Raw genomic sequence first — 25,801 nt, forward strand, 5'->3', positions numbered from 1 at the left:
TACCCCGCCGCCCCACCCCCACGCCCCGGTCTCGGCCACCCGGTGCGCACCCGTTGGAGCGGTCACCGGGCGCGGCCGGGGGCCCGGCGCTCAGTCGAACCAGCGGTCCCTGGCCAGCTCCGCCGCCCGGTCCGGGTCCTCCAGCAGGGCCATCACCTCGAAGCGGCGCGGCCAGGCGCCGGCCGCCCAGGCCAGCGCGGAGGCGAGCCCCTCCAGGGTGGCCGCGTGCACGGTGCCGTCCGGGGTGCGCCGCCAGTGCAGGTCCACGCCGCCGACCAGCAGTTCGTCGTGCTCCACGTAGTACGCCGGGGCGTCCGGCAGCAGGTCCCGCACCGCCGCCGGCACCGCACGCCGCGTCCCCTCCCCGGCCGGCACCAGCTGCGCGACCGCCTCGCTCGCGCGGCGGACCTCCAGCAGTTCGGCCAGGTCCGCGGCGGCGGGCGGCGCCACCGGCAGCAGGGGGCGGCCGGTGAGCAGCGGCAGGGTGTCGGGCGCGTCGGCCACCAGGGCCTCGGCGGCCTCCACGACCACCGTCTCCCCGTCGCGGACGGCCCGCAGGTCCTCCGGGAGCGTCACCTCGGCCGGGTCCAGTCCGGCCGAGGCCAGCAGGGTGTAGAGGCCGTGCAGCTGGGCGCGGCCCACGGGCAGCGCCGGGTCGGCCAGCCGGGTCAGCAGTTCGGCGGGGCCGCCGGGCTCGGCCAGCAGCGCGGCTGCGGTGGTGCGTACGCCGAGCGCCCGCAGCACCCGCTCGTCGGTGACGGCGCCCGCGTCGGCCTCCTCGTACAGGCCGCGCAGCAGTACGTCGCCGCCGGCCGCCCGCAGCCCCGCCGGGCGGCGCCCGTCGAGCACGGGGTGCCCGCGCAGCCACCAGGCCGTGTAGGGCCGCACATCGGTGACGGTGCCGTCGCCGAGCCGCACCTGCACCGGGGTGGTGAGGGCGTCCCGCAGCGGCGGCTGCGCCAGCATGGCCAGCGCTTCGGGCCAGCACGCGTCGTCCACCAGGTCCAGATCGCGGACGGCCACCAGTTCGACGGCCACCGGGGGCACCGCGAGGGCGTCCTCGCCGGCGTCCGCCGCGAGCTGGTCCAGCACGTCCTCGCACCACACGTCCACCGCGTCCAGCAGGCCCGCGTCGTCGGGCTCGGGGTAGTCGGTGTCGCGGGGCTCGAAGCCGTCCGGGTCCAGCACCACGTCCTCGGCCCGCACCAGCGCGAAACCGGCCTGCACGCCGACAGCCGTCAGCGGCTGCTCGCCCCAGCGTTCGACCAGCTCCTCGGCACAGGCGGCCAGCTCGCCCTCGCGCAGCACCCGCGCGAACGGGCTGCCCGGCAGCACGAGTTCGGCCGCCGGGGCCGGCTCGCCGTCCTCGTCGGGCAGGGCCAGAGCCCCCAGCCAGGGCTCGTCACCGGGCGCCAGATGTGCGTCCCGCACCAGGCCGAGGACGGTCTCGGCCAGCTCCTCGGGGCCCGGGGCGCCCTCGTCCTCGTCCTCCCAGCTCTCCTCCGCGTCCAGCGAGGCGGCGACGGCGGCCCGCACCTGCGGGGTCGTCAGCACGGCCCGCGGGGTGGCGGGGGTGGCGCCCAGCTTCTCCAGCAGCGGGTGGACGGCGTCGGGGTGGGCGGCCTTCAGCCCGAGGCGGGCCAGCCGCTGTGGCCCGGCGGCGCCGTCGGGCAGCGGCAGCAGCACATGGCGGGGCCCGACGGTGGTGCGGCCGTCGGCGAGCGGCACCGGGAGCCCCGTCAGCCGGTCGGGGTCGATCCCGGTGAGGGAGTCGTAGAGCCGCCACCACCAGCCCGGGTCCCGCTCCACGCCGGTGAGCCGGTCAATGGCCTCGCCCAGCGGGACGCGGGCGACCTGGAGGGCCCGCAGCTCGGTGCGGCGCTCCAGCCCGGCGGGCAGCAGGTTGGGGAAGAGCTCGGCGAGCACGGCGACGGTGGCGGCGTTCGCGCCCTCGACCAGTTCGGCGTCGCGGGGCCGCAGCGCGTACGGCTCCTCGGCGCCCTGCTCGTCGCGGTGCGAGGCGGCGGCGGCCAGGAACGGCACCTCGGGCAGCCGCTCCAGCACCAGTGCGCGCAGCTCGCCGTCCAGCTCGCCCAGTCCCAGCGGTCCGGGCACCAGGCCGAGGGTGGCGGTGGAGACGGGCTGCCAGTCGCGCAGCAGCGCGGCGTAGGTGTCGGCGGCCCGCGTGAGCAGGAACCGGGTCAGCGGGCCGGGCGCGACGTGGCGGCGGGTGGGCTCCAGCGGGAAGGAGGCCAGCAACAGCGCGGGCAGCCCCAAAGGTTCGTCGGTCGGGGTGGGGGCGTGCACACAGGCGGCGGTGCGCGGCTCGCGCGGGGCGCCGTCCTCGTCCACCGGCACCGCCCAGGTCACCGTCCACACGGGGCGGGTGCGCTCCTCCACCGGGCGGTCGGCCAGCAACTCCGGGTCGGTGACGCCGCTGTCGCGGGCCAGCCGCCAGCGGGTGGTGCCGGCGGCGGAGTCCGCGATCCGCACGTAGGGGTCCTCGTCGTGGCGGGTGAGGGTGCGGGTGGTGCCGTCGAGCTCCACGACGACCTCGGCCAGGCCGGGCAGGGCGAGCAGCAGCGCGTCGTCCACGGACTCCAGCAGCCTGCGGGTGAGGGCCTGCGCGGCCTCGTCCCGCAGCGGGAGCAGCACGGCGGTGTCGTACCCCTCGGGCACCGCGCCGGCGGGGGCGGTGGCGGGCAGCGGGAGCCGCAGCAGCGGTACGTGCTCGCCACGGCGGGCCAGTTCGGCGGCCAGCTCGGGGCTGTCGGCGGCGGCCCGCCGGGTCAGTTCGCGGGCCTCTTCGAGGGACCAGCGCACCCCCTGGCCGTCCCGGGTGACGACGGACGGTTCGTCGGTGACGGCGAGGACGGCGGAGAAGCCGACCCCGAACCGGCCGACGGGCGCCTCGCCGGGCTCGTCGCGCTTGGCGGAGGCCCGCAGGGTGGAGAGCGATTCGACCCCGGCGGCGTCCAGCGGCCGGCCGGTGTTGGCCGCGCGCAGCGTGCCGTCGCCGTCGAGGGTGAGCAGCAGCCGGCCGGGCACCCCGGCGCGGGCGGCGGCGTCGGAGGCGTTCTGCGCCAGTTCGACCACGAGGCGGTCGCGGTAGCCGCCCAGCGCCAGGTCCTGCTCGGCGTTGGCGTCCTCCCGGAACCGGGCCGCCGACGCCTGCCAGGCGTCCAGTACCCGCTGCCGCAGCAGCGCCGTCCCGAACGAGTCCCCCACCGTGTCCATCGCCACCGGCCTCCTCGACACTCGTGTCCGTCCCCGTCACCCCGTGGGCCCGGCACCGGAGGCGGTACCTCGGTGCAGGGCGAGAGGGAAGGTTACGGCACGCGGCGGCGGCCCCCGCCCCGGCTCAGCCGGCCGGGGTGCTGCCCGGGCCGTCGCCGCCGGGTTCCTCGGCCGGGCCCAGCGGGTCGGCCACCGTCTCGTCGACGACGGGGGGCGGCGGCTGCGGGGTACGCGGCATCACGGCCGCCTCGGAGTGGCCGCCGCATCCGAAGGAGAGGGAGACGACGTGCCCGTCGGCGGGGCTGTACTCGTTGGCGCACACCCCGAACGCCTGCCGCAGCGAGCCGGCCATCGGCACCAGGAAGCCGCAGCTCATACAGCTGGCGGGGGCGGCCTGCGCCATCGGGGTCTTGGGGCCGTAGGACTCCTCCCAGCGGTCCGCGGCGGTGTGCAGCCCGAACCGGGACAGCACCCGGGGGCGGCCCATGCCGATCTCCTCGGCGACGGCGGCGATCGCCGCACGCGAGGGCCCCGCGTCGCCGGGCCGGTCGGCGACGGGCGAGTCGGGCAGCGGCTCGTCCTCACCGGTGAATCCCGGCTCCAGCCGCAGGTCGTCCGCGTCGGTCGGCAGCAGGTCGCCGGGGCCCAGGTCGCCGGGGCGCAGCCGCTCGCTCCAGGGCACCCACTCGGGTGCCAGCACGGCGTCGGGGCCGGGCAGCAGCACGGACTCGTCCACGGTGACGTTCTTGGCGCGGGAGGCGCGGGCCACGGTCACGGCCCAGCGCCAGCCCCGGTAGCCGGGCTCTTGGGCCTCGAAGAAGTGGGTGACCACACGGTCCGCGTCGGCGACGGCCTCCAGCCAGGCACCGACCGCGCCGGGCCCCGCCGTCTCCTCGGCCGCGGCCCTGGCCAGCTCCACGGCCTCGGCGCACAGTCGGTCGGGGGCGCGCCGGCTCCGCGCGCCCGGGCTCGTTCTCCGGGTCGCGGCACTCATGCAGCACTCACAGAAATCGTCTCTCCTACGCCGTAGCGCCGTTGTCGGCGTGCGCTGCCCGGACGGCCACGAGTGGAGGGGCGGGGTCGGGGACGGAGCGGGACCGGGTGGCCGCTGCGACGTCCGCGCCCGCGCTCAAAGGCCATACGGTGCGCACCGTTCACCCACGCTACCCCACAGGGTCACCCGGGGAATCCGCAGCCAGCCGTCGGACCGGGCCGCCGGGGCCGCGAGAAGGCACGAACCGGGCGCGTGTCGTGGGGCACACTGAACTGCGTGCCTGTCGACAAGCCCGGCAAACGCAGCAAACCGAGCGCGGCCCGCCGCGCCGGCCGTGCGCTGCGGCGCCCGCCGGCGGCCCTGGCACGCCGTATCCGGCGCGCCACCCACGCGGGCGGCGCCGGGGAGTCCGGACTCGGCAAACTGATCGAACTGCACGCCGTCAACTCGGCGGGCGACATGCTCATCACCGTCGCGCTCGCCTCCACCGTCTTCTTCTCCGTTCCCACGGGCGAGGCCCGCGGACGGGTCGCCCTCTACCTGGCGGTGACGATGGCGCCCTTCGCCCTCCTCGCCCCCGTCGTCGGCCCCCTGCTGGACCGCCTCCCGCACGGGCGGCGCGCCGCGATGGCCGCCGCCATGCTGGCCCGCGCCCTGCTCGCCCTGAGCATGGCGGGCGCGGTGGCCACGGGAGGGCTGGAGCTGTACCCGGCGGCCCTGGGGGTGCTGGTCTCCTCCAAGGCGTACGGGGTGGTGCGCTCGGCGGTGGTGCCCCGGCTGCTGCCGCCGCGGATCTCGCTGGTGAAGGCGAACTCGCGGGTCACGCTCGCCGGGCTGCTGGCCACCGGCGCCGCCGCACCGGCCGCCGCGGGGCTGCACGCGCTGGGCGCCCGCTGGCCGCTGTACGGGGCCTTCGTGCTGTTCCTGGTGGGGACGTTCCTCTCCTTCTCCCTCGACCCCAAGGTCGACTCGGCCAAGGGCGAGCGACCCGCCCGGCTGACCAAGAGCGCGGAGCCCGGGGACGGGGAGGGCACGGAGCCCGCCCGGTCCGGTGCGGGCTCCGGGGAGCGGCGGCCCCGCGAGGGTGGGGGCGCCGGGGAGCCGCAGCGGCGCGAAGGTGCGCCCCGCCCCGGGCTGCGGACGGTCGGCGGTGCCGTGCTCAACGCGCTCTCGGCGAACGCCGCGCTGCGCGGCCTGTCGGGCTTCCTCACCTTCTTCCTGGCGTTCCTGCTGCGCGAGCACCCCCTCCACGGGCTCTCGGCCGCCGTCTCGCTGGGCCTGGCCGGGGTGGCGGCCGGCGGCGGGAACGCCCTGGGCACCGCACTGGGCGCCTGGCTGCGGGCCCGCGCCCCCGAGGTGATCATCACGGCTGTGCTGTTCTGCGCGCTCGGGGTGACGGTCGCCGCCACGGTGTTCTACGGCCCCGTCGCGGTGACCGCCGTCGCCGCCACGGCCGGCATCGTCCAGGCGCTGGGCAAGCTGTCGCTGGACGCGCTGATCCAGCGCGATGTGCCCGAGCAGGTCCGCACCTCCGCCTTCGCCCGCTCCGAGACGCTGATGCAGATGTCCTGGGTGCTCGGCGGCGGGCTGGCCATGGTGCTGCCGCTGGCCGGCCGGCTCGGCACGGGCGTGGCCGCCGGGGTGGTCGCCGCCGGGGTGGCCGTCTCCGTGCGGGGGCTGCTGGCCGCGGCCCGGCGCGGCGGGCCCCGCGCCCGCCTCTCGTGACGGCGCGGCACGTACGACGGGACGCGGCGGGGCCGTCACCCGCGCGCGGGCGGTGACACGGCACGCCGTACCCCCGCGACGCACTGCGGCGGTCGCCCGATAGCCTGCCCGCATGAGCAAGCTCGCGCGGCAGGGCCGCATGTCGTCACAGTCGCGGCGGGGGATGCGCACCGCCGCCGCCCTCGGTGCCGCTTCGCTCGGCCTCGTCGCTCTCTCGGCGTGCGAGCAGCCGACGCCCATGGTGACCGCGACGGTGGGCGGGGACTCGGTCTCCACCGAAGCCGCCTGCTACGACGACGGCAAGGCGATCCCGCAGGACGACGTACGCAAGTGCCTCGGCAAGAAGGCCGAGAAGACGATCTCCGTCGGCACCGGTGACAAGCTGCGGATCGGTGTGGACCCCAAGACCGCCGAGGACGGCTGGCTCGTCCTGGTCGACGGGAAGCCCGCGCTGCCCGAGCCGTTGAAGAAGACGTACTACTCCTTCCCCGGCGAAGCGTTCTTCCAGCAGCAGTCCCAGTCGGGCCAGCCGTCGGCGCCGTCGAAGAACGTCCAGGTCACCGTCGTGCAGACGTCCGGCGGTGACTTCAACGGGATCTGGCACGTCAACCTGAAGAACAAGACCGGGGAGTAGGCGACAGCGGTGCTCGCAGCGTTCGAGCGGGTGCTCGTCGTGTGCGCCGTACCGGCGGAGCGTGACGCCGTGGCGACCGCGACGCGGGGCATGGGCCCGCGCGTCGAGGTCGTCGCCGGCGGCGTCGGCCCCGCCGCTGTGGCGGCGAGCACCACCGCCGCCCTGCTGACGGCCCGCCACGCGGGCCGCCCCTACGACCTGGTGGTGGCGGCCGGTATCGCCGGCGGTTTCGCCGCCGCCGGCGTCCACGTCGGCGACACGGTGGTCGCCGACCGCATCGTCGCCGCCGACCTGGGCGCCGAACTGCCGCCCACCCCGCAGTCCCCGGCCGGTTTCGCCTCCGTCGCCGACCTCGGTTTCGGCGCCGTCGAGCACCGGCCCCCGCCCGCTGTGGTCTCGGCCGCCGCCGAGGCGGCCGGCGCCAGGACCGGTGCCGTGCTCAGCGTCTCCACCACCACCGGCACCGACGAGCGCGCCGCACAGCTGCTGGCGCGGCATCCGGATGCCGCCGCGGAGGCGATGGAGGGCTTCGGCGTCGCGGAGGCCGTCGCCGCGCACTCCGCCCCGACCCCCGTCCTGGAGGTCCGCACCGTCTCCAACGCCGTCGGCCTGCGGAACCGCGCCGCCTGGCGCATCCCGCAGGCGCTGGCCGCGCTCTCCACGGCCTTCGGCAAGCTGGCCGGATAGCCCGGCCCGGCGACGGCCGCGCCGCGGCACCGGCCGCCCCTACCCGGGAGCACCACACGGAAGGATGCCCGTCATGGCCATAACAGCCCCCGTATCGATCGCCTACTCGCCCTGCCCCAACGACACGTTCGTCTTCGAGGCGTGGGCGCACGGCCGGGTGCCGGACGCGGCCCCGCCGCAGGTCACGTTCGCCGACATCGACGTCACCAACGGCATGGCCGAACGCGGCGAACTCGACGTGCTGAAGGTGTCCTACGCGGTGCTGCCGTGGGTGCTGGAGGAGTACGCGCTGCTGCCCTGCGGCGGGGCACTCGGCCGGGGCTGCGGCCCGCTGGTCCTCACCGGCGAGCCCGGCGACGCTGCGGCACTGAGCGGCAAGAAGGTGGCGGTCCCCAGCGAACGCTCCACCGCCTACCTGCTCTTCCGGCTGTGGGCCGCCGCCGAGGTGCCCGGCGGCGTGGGCGAGATCGTCGTGCTGCCCTTCCACGAGATCATGCCCGCCGTACGGGACGGCGCGGTCGACGCGGGGCTCGTCATCCACGAGGCCCGCTTCACCTACCAGCAGTACGGGCTGCACAAGCTGGCCGACATGGGCGAGCACTGGGAGGCCACCACGGGCCTGCCCATCCCGCTGGGCGCCATCATCGCCAAGCGCTCACTGGGCACCAAGACGCTGCGCTCGCTGGCGGAGACCATCCGCACCTCCGTGCGGATGGCGTGGCAGGACCCGGACGCGTCCCGGCCCTACGTGCTGGAGCACGCGCAGGAGATGGACCCGGCCGTGGCCGAGCAGCACATCGGTCTGTACGTGAACGCGTTCACCGAGAACCTGGGCGACGACGGCTACGCGGCCGTCCGCGGCCTGCTCGACCGTGCGGCGGCCGAGGGGCTGGTGCCGCCCCTCGGCCCGGAAGCGCTGGCCTTCCCCTGACCGGCGCCCGCGTGCGGTCGCCGGCCGGGTGGGCCCTCAGACGTCGAGCTGGTCGGCGACCGCGCGCAGCATGCCGGCGATCTTGCGGCCCTGCTGCTTGTCGGGGTAGCGGCCCCGCTCCAGCGACTGGGAGACGCCGTCGAGCAGTGTGGTGAGGTCCTGCACGATCGAGGCCAGCTCGTCGGGCTTGCGGCGCAGCGCCGCCGCCACCGACGGGGTCGGATCCAGCAGGGTCAGGGAGAGCGCCTGGTCACCGCGCTGCCCGGCGACGACGCCGAACTCCACGCGCTGACCGGGCTTGAGCGTGTCCACGCCGTCCGGGAGCACGGACGAGTGCACGAAGACGTCACCGCCGTCGTCGCGGGAGAGAAAGCCGAAGCCCTTCTCACTGTTGAACCACTTGACCTTGCCGGTAGGCACGTCTGTCCTCGTCCTCGTACTCGTCCGGAAAACACCGGGGCTGCGGCTGTCGGATACTGGCTGGCTCTGCTGTGCTGAGGCGGACAGGCCCCGGACTCCACTGTGGATCCCGGCCCCCGACCCCCCGGATAGCAGTCGGGCGGGCCGCATGACCCGCCACCACCAAGGTTAATGGCCCCGGGCGCCGTGGCAAGGTGCCGTCGGACGGGAGGTGCGTCGCCGAGCCGGGCCGGGCCTCCCGCTCGGGTCGGCCGGGTGCCCCTGAGCCGGAGCACCCGTCCCCGGATCTACCCTGTGTGGGTGAATGCTGAAACTCCGTCCGCCGGTGATCTTCTTGTCCGTATCGGCGGGATCGTCTTCCTGATCGGCGCCGTGGCCACGGTCGTCACGGTCGCCCCGCTGTTCCTGGGCACCAAGCCGTTCCCGGCGCCCGCCTACTTCGTCTGCATGCTGATGGGCCTCGGCTTCCTGCTGGCCGGGGCCGGTGTCGTCCGCTCCGCACTGGCGCAGCGGCGGACCGCGCAGGACGCCTGATCCTTTGGCGGCGGGGCGGCCCCGCCGCCGGAGGGTCACCGTGCCGCGCGGTCAGTGACGCGGTTCACAGACGTATTCGACGGGACGGCAACCGCCCGAGGGGCCGGGGCCGTTCCGGGCGCCCAGCGGCGGGCGAGCGGCAGCCGCAGGCGGAGCCGCAGACGGAGCGACTGCCGTCCGGCAGACGGCTCAGGCGGTGGCCGGTCCGCCGTCGTGCAGGAAAGCGGTCAGCCAGTCCGGGAAGGACTCCAGGCCGGGCAGGACCACGTCGGCGCCGGCCTCGGACAGTTCCTTCTCGTCGCAGGGGCCGGTGGCGACCGCCACCGAGACGGCCCCGGCCATCCGCGCACCCCGCACGTCCCCCACGTGGTCGCCGACGTACACGGTCGCGCCGTGCGCCGTCAGCGCCTCCGCCTTGCCCTCGGCCCACAGGTCGCCGGCCAGCACGTCGGGCTCCAGCCCCAGGTGGTCCAGGTGCAGCCGCGCGCTGGGCCCGTACTTGGCGGTGACGACGAGGGTGCGTCCGCCCGCCGCGCGGACCGCCTCCAGTGCGGCGCGGGCGCCCGGCATGGCGTCGGAGGGCTCGATCGCGTGGTCCGGGTACAGCGCGCGGTACCGCTCGGCCATCGCCGGGATGTCCTCCTGGGGGAACCAGTGGGCCAGTTCCTGCACGAGGGGCGGCCCGAGCCGGGTGACGACGAGGTCCGCGTCGATGGGCACGCCCGTCTCCGCCGAGAGCCGGCGCCAGGTGGCGTGGATACCGGGCCGGGAGTCGATGAGCGTCATGTCGAGGTCGAAGCCGACCACCGGGCCGGTGGCGGCCTCCTGACCGGACTGCCCGGGCTGCCCGGACGGTGCCGGGGAGGGTGTGGGGGACGGGGACGAAGCGTGCGAAACCATGGCGAACATTGTGCCGTGCCCTACGCCTTACACTGTGAGCTGCCTAAGACTTAGGCGTGCCTAACCTGACTATTGAGGACAAGCCACCATGCCAGCCGTACCCGCGCCCAGCCCGCCCTCCCGGGCCACCGGTGCGCCGGCCGGGACGGCTCCGCGCTCCCCCGCACCGCAGCGGGGCGGCGTCACCCGCCGGCTGGCATGGGTGCTGGCCGGTCTCGTCGCGCTCGCCCTCGCCGTCCTGCTGAGCCTCGCCCTGGGCAGCCGCGCGGTCGCGCCGTCCGCCGTGTGGGACGCGCTGCTGCACGGCGGGCACAGCAACGCCGCGGAGGTCGTCCGCAGCATGCGGCTGCCGCGCACCCTGGTCGGCGTCATGGTCGGCGCCGCACTGGGGCTGGCCGGCACCGTCATGCAGGGCCTCACCCGCAACCCCATCGCCGAGCCCGGCATCCTCGGCGTCAGCCAGGGGGCGGCCGTCGGCGTGGTGTGCGCCATCGCGTTCGCGGGCGTCCACACCCTCAGCGGTTACGTGTGGTTCGGCTTCGTCGGCGCCGGCGTGGCGGCCCTGGCCGTCTACGCGGTCGCCGCGCGGGGCCGCGGCGGGGCGACGCCCGTCAAGCTCGCACTGTCCGGCGCCGCCGTCAACGCGCTGCTCGTCGCCGTCGTCTCGGGCATCCTGACGACCCGCGCCGCCGCCCTGGACGAGTTCCGCTTCTGGCAGGTCGGCTCGCTCGCCGGCCGGGACGCCGCCATCGCCGCCCAGGTGTGGCCGTTCCTGGTCGCCGGAGCCGTGCTGGTGTTCTCCGTCGCCCGGGGTCTGGACGCCCTGGCGCTCGGCGAGGACGTGGCCCGCGGCCTGGGAGCGCGGGTGGGCACCGTACGGATCGTCGGAGGGCTCGGCGCCACCGTGCTGACCGGCGCCGGGGTGGCCGCCGCCGGCCCCCTCGCGTTCGTCGGCCTGGCCGTGCCCCACATGGCGCGGGCCCTGGTGGGCGGCGGTCACCGCTGGCTGCTGCCCATGGCCGCCGTGCTGGGCCCCGTGGTGCTGCTGGTCTCCGATGTCGTCGGCCGCCTGGTGATGCCGCCCGGCGAGGTGCCCGCCGGGGTGATGACGGCCCTGGTGGGCGTGCCGTTCCTGGTGACGCTGGTGAGGCGGAAGGCGGTCGCGGCATGACGTACTCGACAGGGCGCCGCACACCGTCCACAGGGGTGTGGACATGAGCGCCCCCGCCACCCGCACCCGCCCCGCCGGTTACGCGCTGGCGCGCACGGGCTCCGCCTCCTGGCTGGTGCACCGGCGGGCCACCGTCGTCGCCTGCGCGCTGGCGGTGGCGCTGTGCGCGGCCGTGATCGCCGCCCTGACCCTCGGTGAGACGACCGTCTCCCCGGTGGAGGTCATAAGAGTCCTGCTGGGCCGGCCCTCCCCCGACGAACTGGTCGTCGAGACCCTGCGCATGCCCCGGATGACGGTCGGCCTGCTGGCCGGTGCCGCGCTGGGCGTGGCCGGCGCGCTCATCCAGACCGTGGCCCGCAACCCGCTCGCCAGCCCGGAGATCATCGGGGTGACCCACGGCGCCTCCGCGCTGACCGTGGGCGCGATGACGTTCGGCATCACCTCGTACACCACCCTGCCCTACCTCTCGACCGCCGGCGGTCTGGCCGCCGCCGCGCTCGTGTACGTCTTCGCCTGGCGCGGCGGCCTCCACGCCGGCCGGTTCGTACTGATCGGCATCGGCATCTCGGTGGCGCTGCGGTCGGTGACCCAGCTGTTCCTCACCAAGGGCGACTACCTGGTCGCCCAGCAGGCCAAGGTGTGGATGACCGGCTCCCTCAACGGCCGCGGCTGGGACCAGGCGGGACCACTGGCCGTCGCCCTGCTGGTGATGCTGCCGCTGGTGGTCTGGTCGGCGCGCGCCATGCGCAACGTCACGCTCGACGACGACACGGCCACCGCCCTCGGCGTCCGGCTGGGCCGGGTACGGCTCGGCCTGGTGCTCACCGGGGTGGTGCTGGCCTCCGTGGCGACGGGCGCGGCCGGCCCCGTCGACTTCGTCGCCCTGCTCGCCCCGCAGATCGCCCGCAGGCTCACCCGGACGGCACAGATCCCGCTGCTGTCCTCCGCGCTGATGGGCGCGTTCGTGGTGACGTTCGGGGACCTGCTCGCCCGCAAACTGTTCGCCCCGACGGAACTGCCGGTCGGCGTGCTGACGGCCGCCGTGGGGGCGCCGTACCTCATCTGGCTGATCGTCCGCACCGGCGGAGCCCGTAGGAAGAGCCCGAGGGGGGCCGTTCGATGAGTGCTTCCGTTTCCACCGTCCCCGACGCCTCCACCCGGCTGGCCGCGCGCGGTCTGACCCTCGCCTACGAGGACCGCACCGTCGTGGAGGAGCTCGACCTGGCGATACCCGACGGCGAGGTCACCGTCGTCGTCGGCCCCAACGCCTGCGGGAAGTCCACCACCCTGCGGGCACTGGGCCGGCTCCTCAAACCCCGTGCGGGCGCCGTACTGCTGGACGGCGCGGAGCTCGCCCGCACCCCCACCCGCACCATCGCCCGCTCCATCGGGCTGCTGCCCCAGTCGCCCGTCGCACCGGAGGCCATCACCGTCTCCGACCTCGTCTCGCGGGGCCGCCAGCCGCACCAGCGGTGGTGGCAGCAGTGGTCCGAGGAGGACGAACGGGCGGTCACCGAGGCGATGGAACGCACGGACGTCACCGCACTGGGCGACCGGCCCGTGGACGAGCTGTCCGGCGGCCAGCGGCAGCGCGTGTGGATCGCGATGGCGCTCGCCCAGGACACGGATCTGCTGCTGCTCGACGAACCGACGACCTACCTGGACATCGCCCACCAGGTCGAGGTGCTCGACCTGGTGCGGCAGCTCAACCGCGAGCGCGGTCGCACAGTGGTGATGGTGCTGCACGACCTCAACCAGGCCACCCGCTACGCCGATCACCTCGTCGCCATGAAGGACGGCCGCGTGATCGCCCGCGGGCGGCCCGCGGACATCGTGGACGCGGACCTGGTACGCGAGGTGTTCGGGCTGGAGGCGGTCGTGGTGCCCTGCCCCGTCACCGGCGACCCGCTCGTCGTCCCCGGGGCGCCCTGGCAGGCGGACGGTGCCGCCCAGGTGCCCGCCGCCGGCGGCCCGTCCTCCCGATCGCTGCGAAAGGCCACCTCGTGAAGGTCACCACCACCGCCGCGGGCACGGCGTTCCTCCTCGCCTCCGCGCTCGCCCTCACCGGCTGCGGCTCCGGCCAGGACTCCGGCCAGGAATCCGGCAAGGACGCCAAGGGCGGGACGCACACCGTGCGGACCGTCAACGGCCCGGTGAAGGTCCCCGACCACCCCGAGCGGGTCGTCACCCTGGACACCGCCGAACTCGACTCGGCCATCACCCTCGGCGTCACACCGGTGGGCGCCACCACCGCCCAGCCCGGCAAGCCGTTCCTCGGCTACCTGCCCCGCAACAAGGTCGAGGGCATCAAGAACGTCGGCGTGATCGCCCAGCCGAGCCTGGAGAAGATCCTCGCCCTCAAGCCGGACCTCATCCTCACCAACAAGGAACGCGACGGCAGCCGTTACGACGAACTGTCGAAGATCGCGCCCACCGTGATGACGAAGACCACCGGCTACCCCTGGAAGGAGAACTTCCAGGTGCACGCCGACGCACTCGGCAAGAAGGCCGAGGCGAAGAAGGTGCTGGCCGACTACGCGGACCACACCGGGCGGGTCACCGAGGCACTGGGCGGGAAGAAGAAGGCCGCCGGCATCGAGACCAGCGTCATCCGCTTCCAGGAGGGCGCCGACACCCGCGTCTACGGCGAGAAGGCGTACATCGCCACCCTCCTGAAGGACGTCGGCCTCTCCCGGCCGCCGGCCGCCCGGCAGGCCAAGGACTACGGCGGCCTGGCGATGGACGTCAGCCCCGAACAGGTCGACAAGGGCGACGCCGACGTCGTCTTCTACACCTCCTGGGGCGACCCGGGGAAGTCCGGCGAGGCCAAGGCGGTCAAGAGCCCGCTGTGGAAGAACATGCGCGCCGTCAAGAACGGCCGCGCCTTCCACGTCGACGACGAACTGTGGATCCAGGGCATCGGCTACACCGCCGCCGACAAGATCCTCGACGAGCTGGAACAGCACCTCACCAAGTGACCGAGTGACCTCCCCTCGGGGCCGGTCCGCGCTCCGGATGGCCGCGTACCGCCCCGCCCGGGGTGCAGTCCGCGCTCCGGGGGGCCGCGTACCGCCCCGCCCGGGGTGGTGCCAGGTCCACCCCCGTCCCGGGTCCTGACGCCCTCGGAACCGCGGCCGGCGGCTGGTTCGCTGTGTGCGGGGAGGGCGAAGGGCCCTCACGGACACCGGCGGACCGGCCACGGCCCGCCGGACAGGAGGGGGCACGCCATGCGCACACGCAGCGGTGGACGGACGGCACGGTGGACGGCGGCGACGGTGGGGGCCGCCGCCGTACTGGCAGGGCTCGTCACGGCACCGCCCGCCGCGGCCGGGAGCGCCGCACCGTCCGCGCACCGTGCTCTCCAGCGGGACGTGGCGGCCGTGCGCGAGGCGGGCGGCGGCCAGGTCAAGGTCCTGGCACAGGTGCAGGACGGCCACCGCACGGTGCGGGCCCGCGCCGGGGCCGGGCGGCCGGTGCCGTGGGAGGCGCGGTTCCGCGCCGCGAGCGTCACCAAGACCTTCACGGCCGTCGTCGTGCTGCAACTGGCCGACGAGGGCAGGCTGTCCCTCGACGACACGGTGGAGTCCTGGCTGCCGGGCGTCGTGTCCGGCAACGGCAACGACGGGTCCCGCATCACCGTCCGCGACCTGCTCCAGCAGACCAGCGGCCTGTTCGACTACGTGGAGGACCCCGGACTCGGCGCCGCGCTCACCGACTTCGAAGCGCACCGCCGCGATGCCACACCGGCCCGCGACTTCGTGGCCGTCGCCATGAAGCACGCACCGCACTTCGTCCCCGACGGCACACACCGGCGCTGGGCGTACTCCAACACCAACTACCTGCTGGCCGGGATGATCGCCGAGAAGGCGGACGGGCGGTCCTGGCGCGAACAGGTCGAGGACCGCGTCATCGCACCGCTGGGTCTGCGGCAGACCTTCGTCACGGACACCGACCCGTCCCTGCGCGGCCCGCACGCGCGCGTCACCCTGCCGCTGCCGGGCCCGGACGGGAAGCCGAAGCCCACCGACGTCACCGAGCACACCATCCAGCACACCGCCGACTCCGCCGTCGTCAGCACCACCGCCGACCTCGACGCCTTCTACCGGGCCCTGATGAGCGGCAAGCTGCTGCCCCGCGACCGGCTCGCCCAGATGCGGCGGACGGTCGCGCGCACCGACGACCCCGACGACCTCGCCGCCTGGCCGCAGGGCGGCTACGGACTGGGCCTGCGGGACAACCCGCTCAGCTGCGGCGGACGCTACTGGCACCACGAGGGGGACGGCTTCGGCACCTACACCCGTACCGGCGTCACCGCCGACGGCCGCCGCGCGGTCACCGTCTCCGTCACCAGCGACGGCGGCGCCCCCGACCAGACACGTCTCAACGTCGCCACCCGCCGCCTGGTCGACCACGCACTGTGCGGCCGGGACGGGAAGCCCGGCCGGGACGGCCGGGGCCGCTGAAACGCGCCGCGCCGCTGAGCGGAACACCCCGGCTGTGCGGCCGGGGGCCGCATCGGGGGGCGGCGCGGCGTCAGCGTGCGAACTTCTCGACGGCCGCCGGGGTGACGGGGGTGAAGAAGTTGACGAGGTTGCCGTCGGGATCGCGGAACAGCAGCGACCGGTTGCCCCAGGGCATCGTGGTGGGCCCGCCGACGAACTCGTCGACGAAACCGGTCAGGTCCTGGTGCACGCGGTCCACGTCGTCCACCAGGAACTCGATGATCACGCTGTGGTTCTCCGCCGGGCGGGCGGAGCCCGGGCCGAAGAGCGGGACGGTGCCGGTGCCGGCGATGGCGAGGGTGGCGTTCGCGGTCCTGAGTTCGGCGAACTCGTCGGTGGCCCATGTCGCCCGCACCCCCGTGGCCCGCTCGTAGAACGCGACGAGGCGGGCCACGTCGCCGGTGATGATGCGGATCGAGACGAACTCCATGGGAATCTCCTAGGTCGTGCCGGAGGCGTGCACGACGCAGCGTAGGAGAAATACTGGACAGAATCGGTCCGGTAACCCGGCTAGGCTGCGTGTATGTCCCGACCCACCGCCCGCGTGCTGACCCTCCTGGAGCTGTTGCAGTCGGGCGGCACCCGGACGGTGGCCGAACTGGCCGACCGGCTCGGAGTCGAAGGGCGCACCGTACGGCGCTACGTGGACCAGCTGATCGACCTGGACGTGCCCGTCGAATCGGTGCGGGGCCGCTACGGCGGATACCGGCTCGCTCCCGGATACCGCCTGCCGCCCCTCATGCTCGGCGACGACGAGGCGCTGGCCGTGCTGCTCGGCCTGGTCGCCGGCCGCCGCACCGGGCTGACGACGGCGCAGCGCACCGCGAACGAGACGGCGACGGCGAAGATCCGGCGGGTACTGCCCCGGCACATCGCCCGCCGACTCGACACGCTCCTGGAATCCCTCACCTTCACGGAACAGCCCGGACAACCAGGACAGACCGGACAACCCGCCACCCCGGACACCGGCGTCCTGCTCACCCTCGCCGACGCGGTACGCCACCACCGGCCCGTCTCGATCCGCTACACCGACCGCGACGGACGGCGCAGCGAACGCACACTGCACGCGTACGGGATCGTCGCCCACGCGGGCCGGTGGTACGTCACCGGCGCGGACGCCGTGCTCGGCGAGGACCGCACCTTCCGGCTCGACCGCATCGCCGACGCGCGGACCCTGCCCGGCTCGTTCGAAGCGCCCGACGGGCCCGACCCGGCGCAGCGCCTGTTGTCCGCGTTCGCCACGGCCGAGTACCGGCACGAGGTGACCTTGCGGATCCACGGAACGGTCGAGCAGATCCGCGCCCGCCTGCCCGCCGGCGTCGCGAGAATCCAGGAACACGAGCCGGCCGCGGGCCAGGACCGGACGGCCGAACGCTGGCTGCGCGTCGAGCTGCGGGCCGAGCGGCTCGACTGGTTGCCTCCCGTACTCGCCTCGCTCGACCGGCCGTTCGTCATCGAGCGCCCCGCCGAACTCCGCGCCCTCGTCACCGCTTTCGCCGACCGCCTCGCGTCCTGCGCCCGCGCCGAGCCGGACGACGCGGAACGGCTGCGGTGAGGGGGGCTCAGCCGGGGCCGGCTGGAGGGCGGCCGGGGACGCCGGCGCGGCGGGGCCGCTGGGCGGGTGCCGCCCAGCGGGGGTGCCGCCCAGCCGGGCGGAGGGCGAGAGGGCGGAGGCGGTACCACCGCCGGGTGGGAGCGCAGGGCACGGCGCCTGCCAGTCGGCCCGAACGCGGGTCCGCCCCGCCAGGCGGAGGGCGAGACGGCAGCCGCCGGGCGGGGCCGCAGGGCGCGGCGGCGTCCAGGCGGTCAGGACAGCGGGGGACGCCGGCGCGGCGGGCGGGCCGGCGTCAGGCTTCTGTGGGGCGGCGGGAGCGCCAGATCAGGTACACGGCGCTGGCCACCGCGGCGGCGCGGAGCAGAACGGGGAAGGTGTCGCCCAGGGCCGTGCCGAGCGCGTCCCCTCCCTGGGCGATCCGTTCGCCCCAGCGGCCCTCCATGCGGCCCCACAGCCAGACGCCCCCGGCAGCCGCGACGATCCCGGGCATGCCGAGGGTGGCCCACTTCGCCTCCGTACGGCTCAGCCGGGGCGACCACCAGGCGGCCAGCCAGCCGGCTGCCAGCGGAACCAGGGAGCCGATGACGGCGCCGGCCACCAGCAGGGCGGCTGCGGCGAGTTCGACGAAACCGCCCCGGCGGCCGACGCGTTCGCCCTTGTTGCCGCGCAGACCGCGCCGCCACAGCAGCAGGGCGCCCAGCCCGGTGGCCTTGGCGGGTGGCGGCACCACCTGCTCGACCGGCTGCGCGCCGCCTTCGGCACCCGGCGCGGCCGGCGCCGAGGGCGCTGCGGACTTGTCCCCGTCGCCGGGCGGGGGCTTGAGGATCTCCGGCAGTTCGATGCCGCCGGTGAAGCCGGGCACCGGCCCCCCGGCGGCCATGGTGCCGGCGCCCGGTCCGGAGCCGAAGGGGCCCGTGTCGACGCGCCACCAGTCGGGGTCGGTGTCCTCGGGGCCGAGTTCGTCCAGGCTCGCCAGGTGCGGGGAGGAGGCGCCGAAGGCGGCGGTGGGCGTCCCCGTGCGCTGGGCGGGCACCGACGGCCGGTGCGGGAGCGGCACTTCGGGCCCGCCGCCCACGGAGCCGACGGTGGCTCCCTTGCCGTCCTTGCCGCCCTTGCCGTCCCCGTCGCCCTTGTCGTCACGGCGCCGGAAGGGGAAGGCGGGCCGGGACGGCGGCGTGTCCGCTCCCGTCGCACCGGACGGGGCGGAAGGGGAGGGTGAGGGCGTGGGGGGCCGGGGGCTCTCCCCGCCGGCCGCGGCGGCCACCACGTCCTCGGGCCGGCCGATACGGTCGAGGATCTTGCGCACGGCGGCCTTGGTCACCGCGCCGCCCTCCGCGGCCCGCGCCTTGTCGATCTCGCCGCGCAGCCCGCCCACCAGCCTGGCCCGCTCGGCGGCGGACATGCGCGTGCTGTGCGCCAGGTCGCCGACCCGGCTCAGATAGTCGAACACGAGCTGGTCGCTCTCGATCCCCACCAAGTCCCCGCAGCCTGTCAGCCCTTCATCTGCCTCCGGCACGACGGTACCGCGCGATCCCCCTCGCGAGGGAGTGCACCGCTCCGGCGCCGCGAAGGCGCCACCGGCAGCACGACGGCGGCCCCACGGCAGCACCACCACCAGCCCACGGCGGCCCCACGGCAGTACCACGGCGGCCCCGAGACAGCCCGCCGCAACGTCGGCCCGGCCCGGCACCGGTCCGCCGCCCGCTACCGTGGAAGGAATGAGCAGCGAGCGAAACGGGGGCTCTCCTTCCCGGTCGGGGACCGGGGACGCTCCCTCACAGCCGGACGCGTCGCCCGGGTCCGGCCCGCGCACCCTCGCGGAGGATCTCCGGGCCCGGGACGACAGCGCCCTGGCGGCCCTGCTGAACGCGCGCCCCGACCTCCTCTCCCCCGTCCCCAACGACCTCACGCAACTCGCCACCCGCGCGGGGACGCGGGCGTCCGTGGTGCGGGCGCTGGAGCGGCTGGACCGGTTCACCCTCCAGACCGCCGAGGCCCTCGCCGTGCTCCCCGCCGGGCCGGGCGGGGCGGCACCCGCGCCGGGGGCCGGAGCCGGGGCCCGGGAGGCCCTGACGCGGCTGCTGCCCGGTCGTGAGGCGGCCGAGCGGCTGCCGCACGCCCTGGACCGGCTGCGGGAGTGGGCCCTGGTGTGGGGGCCCGAGGACCAGCCGCGGCTGGTGCGTACCGCCCGTGAGCTGCTCACCTCGCCGTCCCCCACCGGTCTGGGCCCCACCCTGGCGGAGGCGGTCGCGGCGGCGGGGCAGGCCAAGCCGTCGCCGTCCCGGTTGCAGGAGGCACTGGCCGCGGCGGGGCTGCCGCCGACGCCCGACCCGGTGAGCGCCCTGTCCGCGCTGGCCGCCCTGTTCACCGATCCGGAGCGGATGGCCGCGCTGCTGGACCAGGCGCCGGAGGGTGCCGAGGCGGTGCTGCGGAAGCTGGAGTGGGGCCCGCCGTACGGGGCGGTGGACCTGGCCGCGCCGTCGCCGCCCGTGGCCTGGCTGCTGGACCGGATGCTGCTGGTGCCCACCGGCACCGGCGGCGACCCCGGCGGTGCGGGGGCGCCCGGCAGTGTGGTGCTGCCCCGCGAGGTCGCCCTGCACCTGCGGGGAGGGCGCGCACACCGGACGCCGGAGCCGGTGCCGCCGCCGGTCGCCACGGCGCGGTCGTACCCGCCGGAGACGGTGGACGCCGCCGCCGCGGGGCAGGCCATGACCGCGCTGGCGACCGTCGAGGAACTGCTGGACCAGTGGGAGTCCGAGCCGCCGCCGGTGCTGCGCGCGGGCGGCCTGGGCGTACGCGACCTCAAGCGGACGGCCGTCGCCCTGGACGTGCCCGAGCCCGTCGCCGCCTTCTGGATCGAACTCGCCTACGCGGCGGGCCTGGTGGCCTCCGACGGCGAGGTCGACGAGGCGTTCGCGCCGACCCCGGCCTACGACGAGTGGCTGCGCGCCGCACCCGCCGAACGCTGGGCGCGGCTGGCCGCCGCCTGGTGGACGGCGACCCGCGTCGCCGGGCTGGTCGGCGAACGGGACGCCCGCGGCCGGAACCTGGCCCCGCTGGGGCCCGGACTGGACCGCGCCCCGGCCCCCGAGGTGCGGCGCCGCGCACTGGAACTGCTGGCCGGGACGGAACCGGGAGCGGTGCCCGAACGGGAGGCGCTGCGCGAACGGCTGCACTGGGAACGCCCGTTGCAGGGCGCGCGGGCCGGACGTGCGGCGCGGGGCGACCGGGCGGGGAGCGAGGCGGGCGACGGGACGCCGCTGACGGTCCGGCTGCTGCACTGGGCGCTGGACGAGGCCGAGGTGCTGGGGGTGACCGGCCGGGGAGCGCTCGCCTCCTACGTGCGCCCCCTGGTGGAGGCGGCACGGAACGACAGCGGGCGGCCCTCCGGCGGCGGCGCCGACCACGGCGTGCCCGGCGGAAACGGCACCGGCGGGGACGGGCCCGACAGGGACGGCACCGGCGGGGATGCCGCCGTACGGGCCGTCGCCGAGGCGCTGGCGCCGCAGCTGCCCCAGCCGCTCTCCCAAGTGCTGCTCCAGGCCGATCTGACCGCCGTCGCGCCCGGCCCCCTGGAACGCGAACTGGCCGCCTTCCTGTCCGTACTGGCCGAGATCGAGTCCAAGGGCGGCGCCACCGTCTACCGCTTCACCCCCGCCTCCGTACGCCGCGCCCTCGACACCGGCCGCACCGCCGCCGACCTGCACGCCTTCCTGGCGGCGCACTCCAGCACACCGGTACCGCAGCCGCTCACGTACCTGATCGACGACGTGGCCCGAAAACACGGCCGGGTACGGGTGGGCGCCGCCTCCTCGTACGTGCGCTGCGACGACGACACCCTGCTTGCCGAGCTCCTCGCCGACCGGCGCGCGGCACCCCTGCGGCTGCGCATGCTGGCCCCCACCGTGCTGGCCTCCCCCGCCCCGCCCGACCAGCTGCTGGCCCGGCTGCGGGAGATGGGACACGCGCCCGCCGCCGAGTCCGCCGAGGGCGACGTACTGCTGGCCCGGCCCCACGCCCACCGCACCCCGCCGCGCACGGCCCCCGAACCCGTCCCCGAGGGCCCGCCCGCGCCCGACGCCACCTTGCTGACGGCGGCGGTACGCGCCATCCGCGCCGGCGACCACGCCGCGACCCTCCCCCACAAGCCGAAGGCGCCCGCCGCCCCGCCCCCCGCGGGCGGGCCGCCACGCACGGTCATGGCCGAGACCCTGGCCACGATGCAGTCGGCCACCCTCACCGGCACCCCCCTGTGGATCGGCTACGTCAACGCCGACGGCGCCGCCTCCCAGCGCGTCATCGCCCCCGTCAAGGTCGAGGGCGGCTTCGTGACGGCCTACGACCACACCGCCGACGAGGTCCGCACCTACCCCCTCCACCGCATCACGGGCGTGGCCGAACTCGCGGAGGAGTGAGCCCGGCCCGGCGCCCGTGGGGACCGACGGGCGAAGCCGGGGACGTCGAAGGGGCCGTCGGGGTTCACGCCGGCCGCCGGCGTTCGCGGCTGCTGCCTTCCGCGCTCAGCCCCGGGCCCGGCGCCGCTGGGCCAGCAGCCCTTCGACCAGTACTTCCACGTCCGTCCACGGGTTGATCTGGTGCCCGGCGCGGTCCGGCGGGGCATCGGCGCGCAGTGACGCGGCGCGTTCGGCAGCCGCTGGGTGCAACGCCCGTAACGGCGCGTACGTCAGATGTTTGCGGTCCGCGTTGTATCCGCAGGCGGCGTGCTTCTCCAGCAGTTTCTGTGCCGCCTCGGAAGTCCTGTAGCCGCGCAGCTCCTGGAAGTGGAGCAGCAGCCACAGTTCGAAACACGGGTTGCTCAGAGCGACGCGCAGGCCCTCGTCCCGCGCGATGCGCAGCGCCCTCTCCAGATCGGGATGGGCGGCTGGGGCCTCGACGTCCATCACGCACCACACTTCGTCATAGGGCGTGAAGCGGTCCTCCCGGCTGCGTGGTGCACGCTCCTTGTGCTTGACAGCGGCACGCACGAGTTCGGTGGGCACACCGTGCCGGGGGCCGATCTCCACCTGTACGGGCAGACCCCGCAGATCGCCTCTCAGCCCGCGGAAGTACTGGTCCTCGGTGCACTACCCCTCGCAGTAGATGAGGACTCTACGCAGCTCCGGCCGCTTCGGACCGCCCCGCTTCAACGGCTTGCCCCGCCCCACTGACGCCTCCACCCGCGATGTCGTCGGCCATCCGCCGCAGCAGTTCGTCGTCGAGGAACGGCAGCGCGCCGTACCGCCCCGACAGGTAGCGCTTCTCCAGATTGTCCTTGGCGTCCGGGGAGTCCCGTACGTAGAAATCGGTGATCGGGAAGAGCCGGGTCCCCAGCGTGTCCGGGTCCTTCTCCGTGAACCAGATCTGGTCGCGGAAGAGTTGGGTGCGCGCGTTGCTGCCGAGCAGTGAGGCCTCATGTGTGGTGAAGAGCAGCTGGGCGCCGTACCTGTTGATGTCCGGTGACTGGAACATGCCCACCAGCGCATCGGCGAGGTAGGGGTGCAGCCGGGCGTCGAGTTCGTCGACGACGAGCGCTCCGCCCGACCCCAGCGTGAGGAGCACCGGCCCGAGCATTCCGATCCAGGTGCGGGTACCGCTGGACTCCTCGTCGAGTTCGAGGGCGAAGGTGCCGCCCTCGGTGCGGTGCTGAACCCGTACGTGGTAGTCGGGCACATTCACACGGAAGGACACTCCCAGGTCGTTGAGGGCCGCCTCGATGCGCTCGGTCTCGTCGAGCAGACGCTCGTCCGGTTCGCGGAATTCCAGCTTCGAGACGCCGAGGTCGGCGAAGCGCAGCAGGTCGAGCAGGGCGGCCCGGCTGCGGCTGTCCCTGCTGTGCAGGAGACCGACCGTGTAGTTGAGGCGGGCCTGGTAGTCGCGGTCGCTGGCGGTGCGCAGGCCGTCGCGGAACCAGCGGTGCAGCCGGCCGAGGAGTTCGTGGTTCTGCGCGGCGGCGATCGACAGATAGAGCGCGTTGGGGCGCAACAGTTCCGAGATGGTCTTGCGCCGGCCGGTCAGGGACCGCCCGAACGTGAGCGAGTCCGGCCCGCTGCCGGTCCGCACATACAGCTTGCGCCGTTTGCCCTCGGGAAAGTACGAGAGCCACTCCTCACGGACGCTCTCGTCGTCCACGGTGAACCCGTACTCGTACCGGACGCCGTCGACGACCAGATCCAGTTCGTACGTACTGGGGTGCGCCGCCGGGTCCGGGCGGAGCCGGAACGGCTTGCGCGGGACCCCGCCCGCAGGGTCCCAGTGCCGGAACGAGTCGAGGACGGCGGCTCGCATCCAGGCCAGCGCCGAGACGACATTGGACTTGCCGGACGCATTGGCCCCGTACACGGCGGCGACCGGCACCGCCGAGAGCCGAGTGCCCGGTACCGGCTGCTGGGCGCGCTGTGGCCGGTCGTCCCCGGCGACGAACGAGATCTCCTGTTCGTCCCGGATGGAGGCGTGATTGGTCACCTGGAACCGCAGCAGCACGGCAACCTCCTCACGGTGCCGCCAAAGATGTCGGCACAGGCCTTCTTTCGTCGTAGTGCGACGATAACGGGCTGCACACGACACACACCAGACCGTCAGCCGATCGTGTTCCCGTGGAGGATCCCGATCACGCGGGAACGCTGCCCAGGCCCGCACACCCGGCCGGTTGCGGCACACTGGACGTTTGGTCCCCGAAGACGCCCGACGGCGCCCGGGGGCGCCCCGTCGGTGACGCAGGAAGGGTGACGCGTGAACGGTGGCCCACTGATCGTGCAGAGCGACAAGACGCTGCTGCTGGAGGTCGAGCACGAACTGGCCGAGGCGTGCCGGCGGGCCATCGCGCCCTTCGCCGAGCTGGAGCGGGCTCCCGAGCACATGCACACCTACCGGGTGACGCCGCTGGGGCTGTGGAACGCGCGCGCCGCCGGGCACGACGCCGAGCAGGTGGTGGACGCACTGGTGCAGTACGCGCGGTATCCGGTGCCGCACGCGCTGCTGGTGGACATCGCCGAGACGATGGCCCGTTACGGGCGGCTCACCCTCAGCAAGCACCCCACGCACGGGCTGGTGCTGGAGACCAGCGACCGGCCGGTGCTGGAGGAGGTGCTGCGCTCGAAGAAGATCCAGCCGCTGGTGGGCGAGCGGATCGACGCGGACACCGTGGCCGTGCACCCCTCCGAGCGCGGACAGATCAAGCAGGTGCTGCTCAAGCTGGGCTGGCCGGCCGAGGACCTGGCCGGGTACGTCGACGGCGAGGCCCACCGCATCGAGCTGCGCGAGGACGGCTGGTCGCTGCGCCCCTACCAGCAGCAGGCCGTCGAGGGCTTCTGGCACGGCGGCTCGGGCGTGGTGGTACTGCCCTGCGGCGCGGGGAAGACGCTCGTGGGCGCCGGGGCGATGGCCAGGGCGCAGGCCACGACGCTGATCCTGGTCACCAACACCGTCTCCGCCCGGCAGTGGAAGGCGGAACTGGTGCGCCGCACCTCGCTGACCGAGGACGAGATCGGCGAGTACAGCGGCACCAAGAAGGAGATCCGCCCCGTCACCATCGCCACCTACCAGGTGATCACGACGAAGCGGAAGGGCGTCTACCCGCACCTTGAGCTGTTCGACTCCCGCGACTGGGGTCTGATCGTCTACGACGAGGTGCACCTGCTGCCGGCGCCGGTCTTCAAGTTCACCGCGGACCTCCAGGCGCGCCGCCGGCTGGGGCTGACGGCGACGCTGGTGCGGGAGGACGGCCGCGAGTCGGACGTCTTCTCCCTCATCGGACCCAAGCGGTTCGACGCCCCGTGGAAGGAGATCGAGAACCAGGGGTACATCGCGCCCGCCGACTGCGTGGAGGTGCGGGTGAACCTCACCGACTCCGAGCGGCTGGCCTACGCGAGCGCCGAACCGGAGGAGAAGTACCGCTTCTGTGCGACGACCGACAGCAAGCGGCGGGTCACCGAGGCGCTGGTGCGCCGGCACAAGGGCGAGCAGACGCTGGTGATCGGCCAGTACATCGACCAGCTCGACGAACTGGGCGAGCACCTGGGCGCGCCCGTCATCAAGGGTGACACCAGCAACGCGCAGCGCGAGAAGCTCTTCGACGCGTTCCGCTCGGGCGAGCTGAACTGCCTGGTCGTCTCGAAGGTCGCCAACTTCTCCATCGACCTGCCCGAGGCGACGGTGGCGATACAGGTCTCCGGCACGTTCGGCTCCCGCCAGGAGGAGGCCCAGCGGCTGGGCCGGGTCCTGCGCCCCAAGGCGGACGGGCACGAGGCACGGTTCTACTCGGTCGTGGCCCGCGACACCGTCGACCAGGACTTCGCCGCGCACCGGCAGCGGTTCCTGGCCGAGCAGGGCTACGCCTACCGCATCGTGGACGCGGTGGACCTGCTCAGCGAGGGGCCCGACCGCCCGGCGGCCGAGGAGACGGAACCGGACGAGGTCTGAGACCTCCCCGGCGTTCCCGGGCGCCGCGCACCCGGCGCCGGTCACACCAGTGCCGGGGCCGGGGCCGGCCTTATGTGCCCGCGTCCGCGGGTG

The 25,801-nt window shown here is 74.8% G+C and carries 20 protein-coding genes and 1 pseudogene; 13 read left to right on the forward strand and 8 right to left on the reverse strand.

From position 1 onward, the window contains the following. Positions 1–90 precede the first annotated feature (90 nt). Positions 91–3,237 (reverse strand): sacsin N-terminal ATP-binding-like domain-containing protein, encoded by a 3,147-nt coding sequence (locus tag IO40_RS0116155; protein ID WP_031175634.1) that lies wholly within the window; start codon positions 3,235–3,237, stop codon positions 91–93. Between the two features lie 124 nt (positions 3,238–3,361). Further along, a complete protein-coding gene (locus IO40_RS0116160) occupies positions 3,362–4,231 on the reverse strand; it encodes a DUF3027 domain-containing protein (protein WP_016472420.1) in 870 nt (289 codons plus the stop codon). A 276-nt stretch (positions 4,232–4,507) separates the two neighbouring features. On the opposite strand from IO40_RS0116160, the gene IO40_RS0116165 reads away from it, so the two are divergent. The 4 genes from IO40_RS0116165 (at position 4,508) to IO40_RS0116180 (ending at position 8,208) form a co-directional block, all read left to right on the forward strand. Next, entirely contained in the window at positions 4,508–5,956 is a 1,449-nt protein-coding gene (locus tag IO40_RS0116165; RefSeq protein ID WP_031175635.1) for an MFS transporter, read from the forward strand. A 112-nt stretch (positions 5,957–6,068) separates the two neighbouring features. Continuing rightward, positions 6,069–6,590, forward strand: coding sequence for a hypothetical protein (locus IO40_RS0116170; RefSeq protein ID WP_016472418.1), 522 nt, complete (start codon positions 6,069–6,071; stop codon positions 6,588–6,590). Positions 6,591–6,599: 9 nt separating this feature from the next. Beyond that, on the forward strand, positions 6,600–7,277 hold the full coding sequence (locus IO40_RS0116175) for a futalosine hydrolase (protein WP_016472417.1): 678 nt from the start codon (positions 6,600–6,602) through the stop codon (positions 7,275–7,277). A gap of 73 nt (positions 7,278–7,350) precedes the next feature. Beyond that, positions 7,351–8,208: a 1,4-dihydroxy-6-naphtoate synthase gene (locus IO40_RS0116180; RefSeq protein ID WP_016472416.1), complete on the forward strand. Its 858-nt coding sequence runs from the start codon at positions 7,351–7,353 to the stop codon at positions 8,206–8,208. A gap of 36 nt (positions 8,209–8,244) precedes the next feature. On the opposite strand, the gene IO40_RS39435 is transcribed toward IO40_RS0116180, so the two are convergent. Continuing rightward, positions 8,245–8,628, reverse strand: coding sequence for a cold-shock protein (locus IO40_RS39435; RefSeq protein ID WP_016472415.1), 384 nt, complete (start codon positions 8,626–8,628; stop codon positions 8,245–8,247). A gap of 294 nt (positions 8,629–8,922) precedes the next feature. Here IO40_RS39435 and IO40_RS0116190 point away from each other — a divergent pair, with 294 nt between their 5' ends. Next, the gene (locus IO40_RS0116190; protein ID WP_016472414.1) at positions 8,923–9,162 is read left to right on the forward strand and encodes a hypothetical protein; all 240 of its coding nucleotides are present in this window, start codon (positions 8,923–8,925) and stop codon (positions 9,160–9,162) included. Positions 9,163–9,351: 189 nt separating this feature from the next. Here the strand turns inward: IO40_RS0116190 and IO40_RS0116195 are convergent, their stop codons facing one another. Then, a complete protein-coding gene (locus tag IO40_RS0116195; RefSeq protein ID WP_031175637.1) occupies positions 9,352–10,071 on the reverse strand; it encodes an HAD family hydrolase in 720 nt (239 codons plus the stop codon). 79 nt (positions 10,072–10,150) lie between these two features. On the opposite strand from IO40_RS0116195, the gene IO40_RS0116200 reads away from it, so the two are divergent. The 5 genes from IO40_RS0116200 (at position 10,151) to IO40_RS0116220 (ending at position 15,696) form a co-directional block, all read left to right on the forward strand. Continuing rightward, positions 10,151–11,233 carry a FecCD family ABC transporter permease gene (locus tag IO40_RS0116200; protein WP_030406726.1) on the forward strand — a complete coding sequence of 361 codons (1,083 nt, stop codon included), beginning with the start codon at positions 10,151–10,153 and terminating at the stop codon, positions 11,231–11,233. Between the two features lie 43 nt (positions 11,234–11,276). Beyond that, complete coding sequence (locus tag IO40_RS0116205) at positions 11,277–12,356, forward strand: FecCD family ABC transporter permease (protein WP_031175638.1); 1,080 nt, start codon at positions 11,277–11,279, stop codon at positions 12,354–12,356. After that, entirely contained in the window at positions 12,353–13,240 is an 888-nt protein-coding gene (locus tag IO40_RS0116210; RefSeq protein WP_016472410.1) for an ABC transporter ATP-binding protein, read from the forward strand. The genes IO40_RS0116205 and IO40_RS0116210 overlap by 4 nt, the downstream gene beginning before the upstream one ends. Further along, positions 13,237–14,211 (forward strand): ABC transporter substrate-binding protein, encoded by a 975-nt coding sequence (locus IO40_RS0116215; RefSeq protein ID WP_031026638.1) that lies wholly within the window; start codon positions 13,237–13,239, stop codon positions 14,209–14,211. Before IO40_RS0116210 ends, IO40_RS0116215 begins: the two co-directional genes overlap by 4 nt. 249 nt (positions 14,212–14,460) lie before the next feature. Continuing rightward, on the forward strand, positions 14,461–15,696 hold the full coding sequence (locus IO40_RS0116220) for a serine hydrolase domain-containing protein (protein ID WP_016472408.1): 1,236 nt from the start codon (positions 14,461–14,463) through the stop codon (positions 15,694–15,696). Positions 15,697–15,766: 70 nt separating this feature from the next. Here IO40_RS0116220 and IO40_RS0116225 read toward each other — a convergent pair whose 3' ends face one another. After that, positions 15,767–16,165, reverse strand: a complete 399-nt coding sequence (locus tag IO40_RS0116225) for a VOC family protein (protein ID WP_016472407.1) — start codon at positions 16,163–16,165, stop codon at positions 15,767–15,769. Positions 16,166–16,258: 93 nt separating this feature from the next. Here IO40_RS0116225 and IO40_RS0116230 point away from each other — a divergent pair, with 93 nt between their 5' ends. Beyond that, on the forward strand, positions 16,259–17,290 hold the full coding sequence (locus IO40_RS0116230; protein WP_016472406.1) for a helix-turn-helix transcriptional regulator: 1,032 nt from the start codon (positions 16,259–16,261) through the stop codon (positions 17,288–17,290). A gap of 292 nt (positions 17,291–17,582) precedes the next feature. On the opposite strand, the gene IO40_RS0116235 is transcribed toward IO40_RS0116230, so the two are convergent. Further along, entirely contained in the window at positions 17,583–18,764 is a 1,182-nt protein-coding gene (locus IO40_RS0116235) for a hypothetical protein (RefSeq protein ID WP_016472405.1), read from the reverse strand. Between the two features lie 244 nt (positions 18,765–19,008). Between IO40_RS0116235 and IO40_RS0116240 the strand changes: the two genes are divergently transcribed. Then, positions 19,009–21,705: a helicase-associated domain-containing protein gene (locus IO40_RS0116240; RefSeq protein ID WP_016472404.1), complete on the forward strand. Its 2,697-nt coding sequence runs from the start codon at positions 19,009–19,011 to the stop codon at positions 21,703–21,705. Between the two features lie 105 nt (positions 21,706–21,810). Here the strand turns inward: IO40_RS0116240 and IO40_RS33625 are convergent. Next, positions 21,811–22,359, reverse strand: a pseudogene (locus IO40_RS33625) (RloB family protein); the annotation flags it as partial. 40 nt (positions 22,360–22,399) lie between these two features. Continuing rightward, positions 22,400–23,770 (reverse strand): AAA family ATPase, encoded by a 1,371-nt coding sequence (locus tag IO40_RS0116250; protein WP_016472402.1) that lies wholly within the window; start codon positions 23,768–23,770, stop codon positions 22,400–22,402. A 249-nt stretch (positions 23,771–24,019) separates the two neighbouring features. Here IO40_RS0116250 and IO40_RS0116255 point away from each other — a divergent pair, with 249 nt between their 5' ends. Then, a complete protein-coding gene (locus tag IO40_RS0116255) occupies positions 24,020–25,708 on the forward strand; it encodes a DNA repair helicase XPB (protein WP_031026645.1) in 1,689 nt (562 codons plus the stop codon). Positions 25,709–25,801 lie beyond the last annotated feature (93 nt).

It is taken from the genome of Streptomyces albus subsp. albus, assembly GCF_000725885.1.
GTDB lineage: Bacteria > Actinomycetota > Actinomycetes > Streptomycetales > Streptomycetaceae > Streptomyces > Streptomyces albus.

Bases quoted from the DNA above. Each gene is read 5' to 3' on its own strand.
- IO40_RS0116240 (WP_016472404.1), top strand. From the start codon at position 19,009: ATGAGCAGCGAGCGAAACGGGGGCTCTCCTTCCCGGTCGGGGACCGGG.
- IO40_RS0116180 (WP_016472416.1), top strand. From the start codon at position 7,351: ATGGCCATAACAGCCCCCGTATCGATCGCCTACTCGCCCTGCCCCAAC.
- IO40_RS0116220 (WP_016472408.1), top strand. From the start codon at position 14,461: ATGCGCACACGCAGCGGTGGACGGACGGCACGGTGGACGGCGGCGACG.
- IO40_RS0116155 (WP_031175634.1), bottom strand. From the start codon at position 3,237: ATGGACACGGTGGGGGACTCGTTCGGGACGGCGCTGCTGCGGCAGCGG.
- IO40_RS0116170 (WP_016472418.1), top strand. From the start codon at position 6,069: ATGAGCAAGCTCGCGCGGCAGGGCCGCATGTCGTCACAGTCGCGGCGG.
- IO40_RS0116160 (WP_016472420.1), bottom strand. From the start codon at position 4,231: ATGAGTGCCGCGACCCGGAGAACGAGCCCGGGCGCGCGGAGCCGGCGC.
- IO40_RS0116230 (WP_016472406.1), top strand. From the start codon at position 16,259: ATGTCCCGACCCACCGCCCGCGTGCTGACCCTCCTGGAGCTGTTGCAG.
- IO40_RS0116210 (WP_016472410.1), top strand. From the start codon at position 12,353: ATGAGTGCTTCCGTTTCCACCGTCCCCGACGCCTCCACCCGGCTGGCC.
- IO40_RS0116205 (WP_031175638.1), top strand. From the start codon at position 11,277: ATGAGCGCCCCCGCCACCCGCACCCGCCCCGCCGGTTACGCGCTGGCG.
- IO40_RS0116200 (WP_030406726.1), top strand. From the start codon at position 10,151: ATGCCAGCCGTACCCGCGCCCAGCCCGCCCTCCCGGGCCACCGGTGCG.
- IO40_RS0116225 (WP_016472407.1), bottom strand. From the start codon at position 16,165: ATGGAGTTCGTCTCGATCCGCATCATCACCGGCGACGTGGCCCGCCTC.
- IO40_RS0116195 (WP_031175637.1), bottom strand. From the start codon at position 10,071: ATGTTCGCCATGGTTTCGCACGCTTCGTCCCCGTCCCCCACACCCTCC.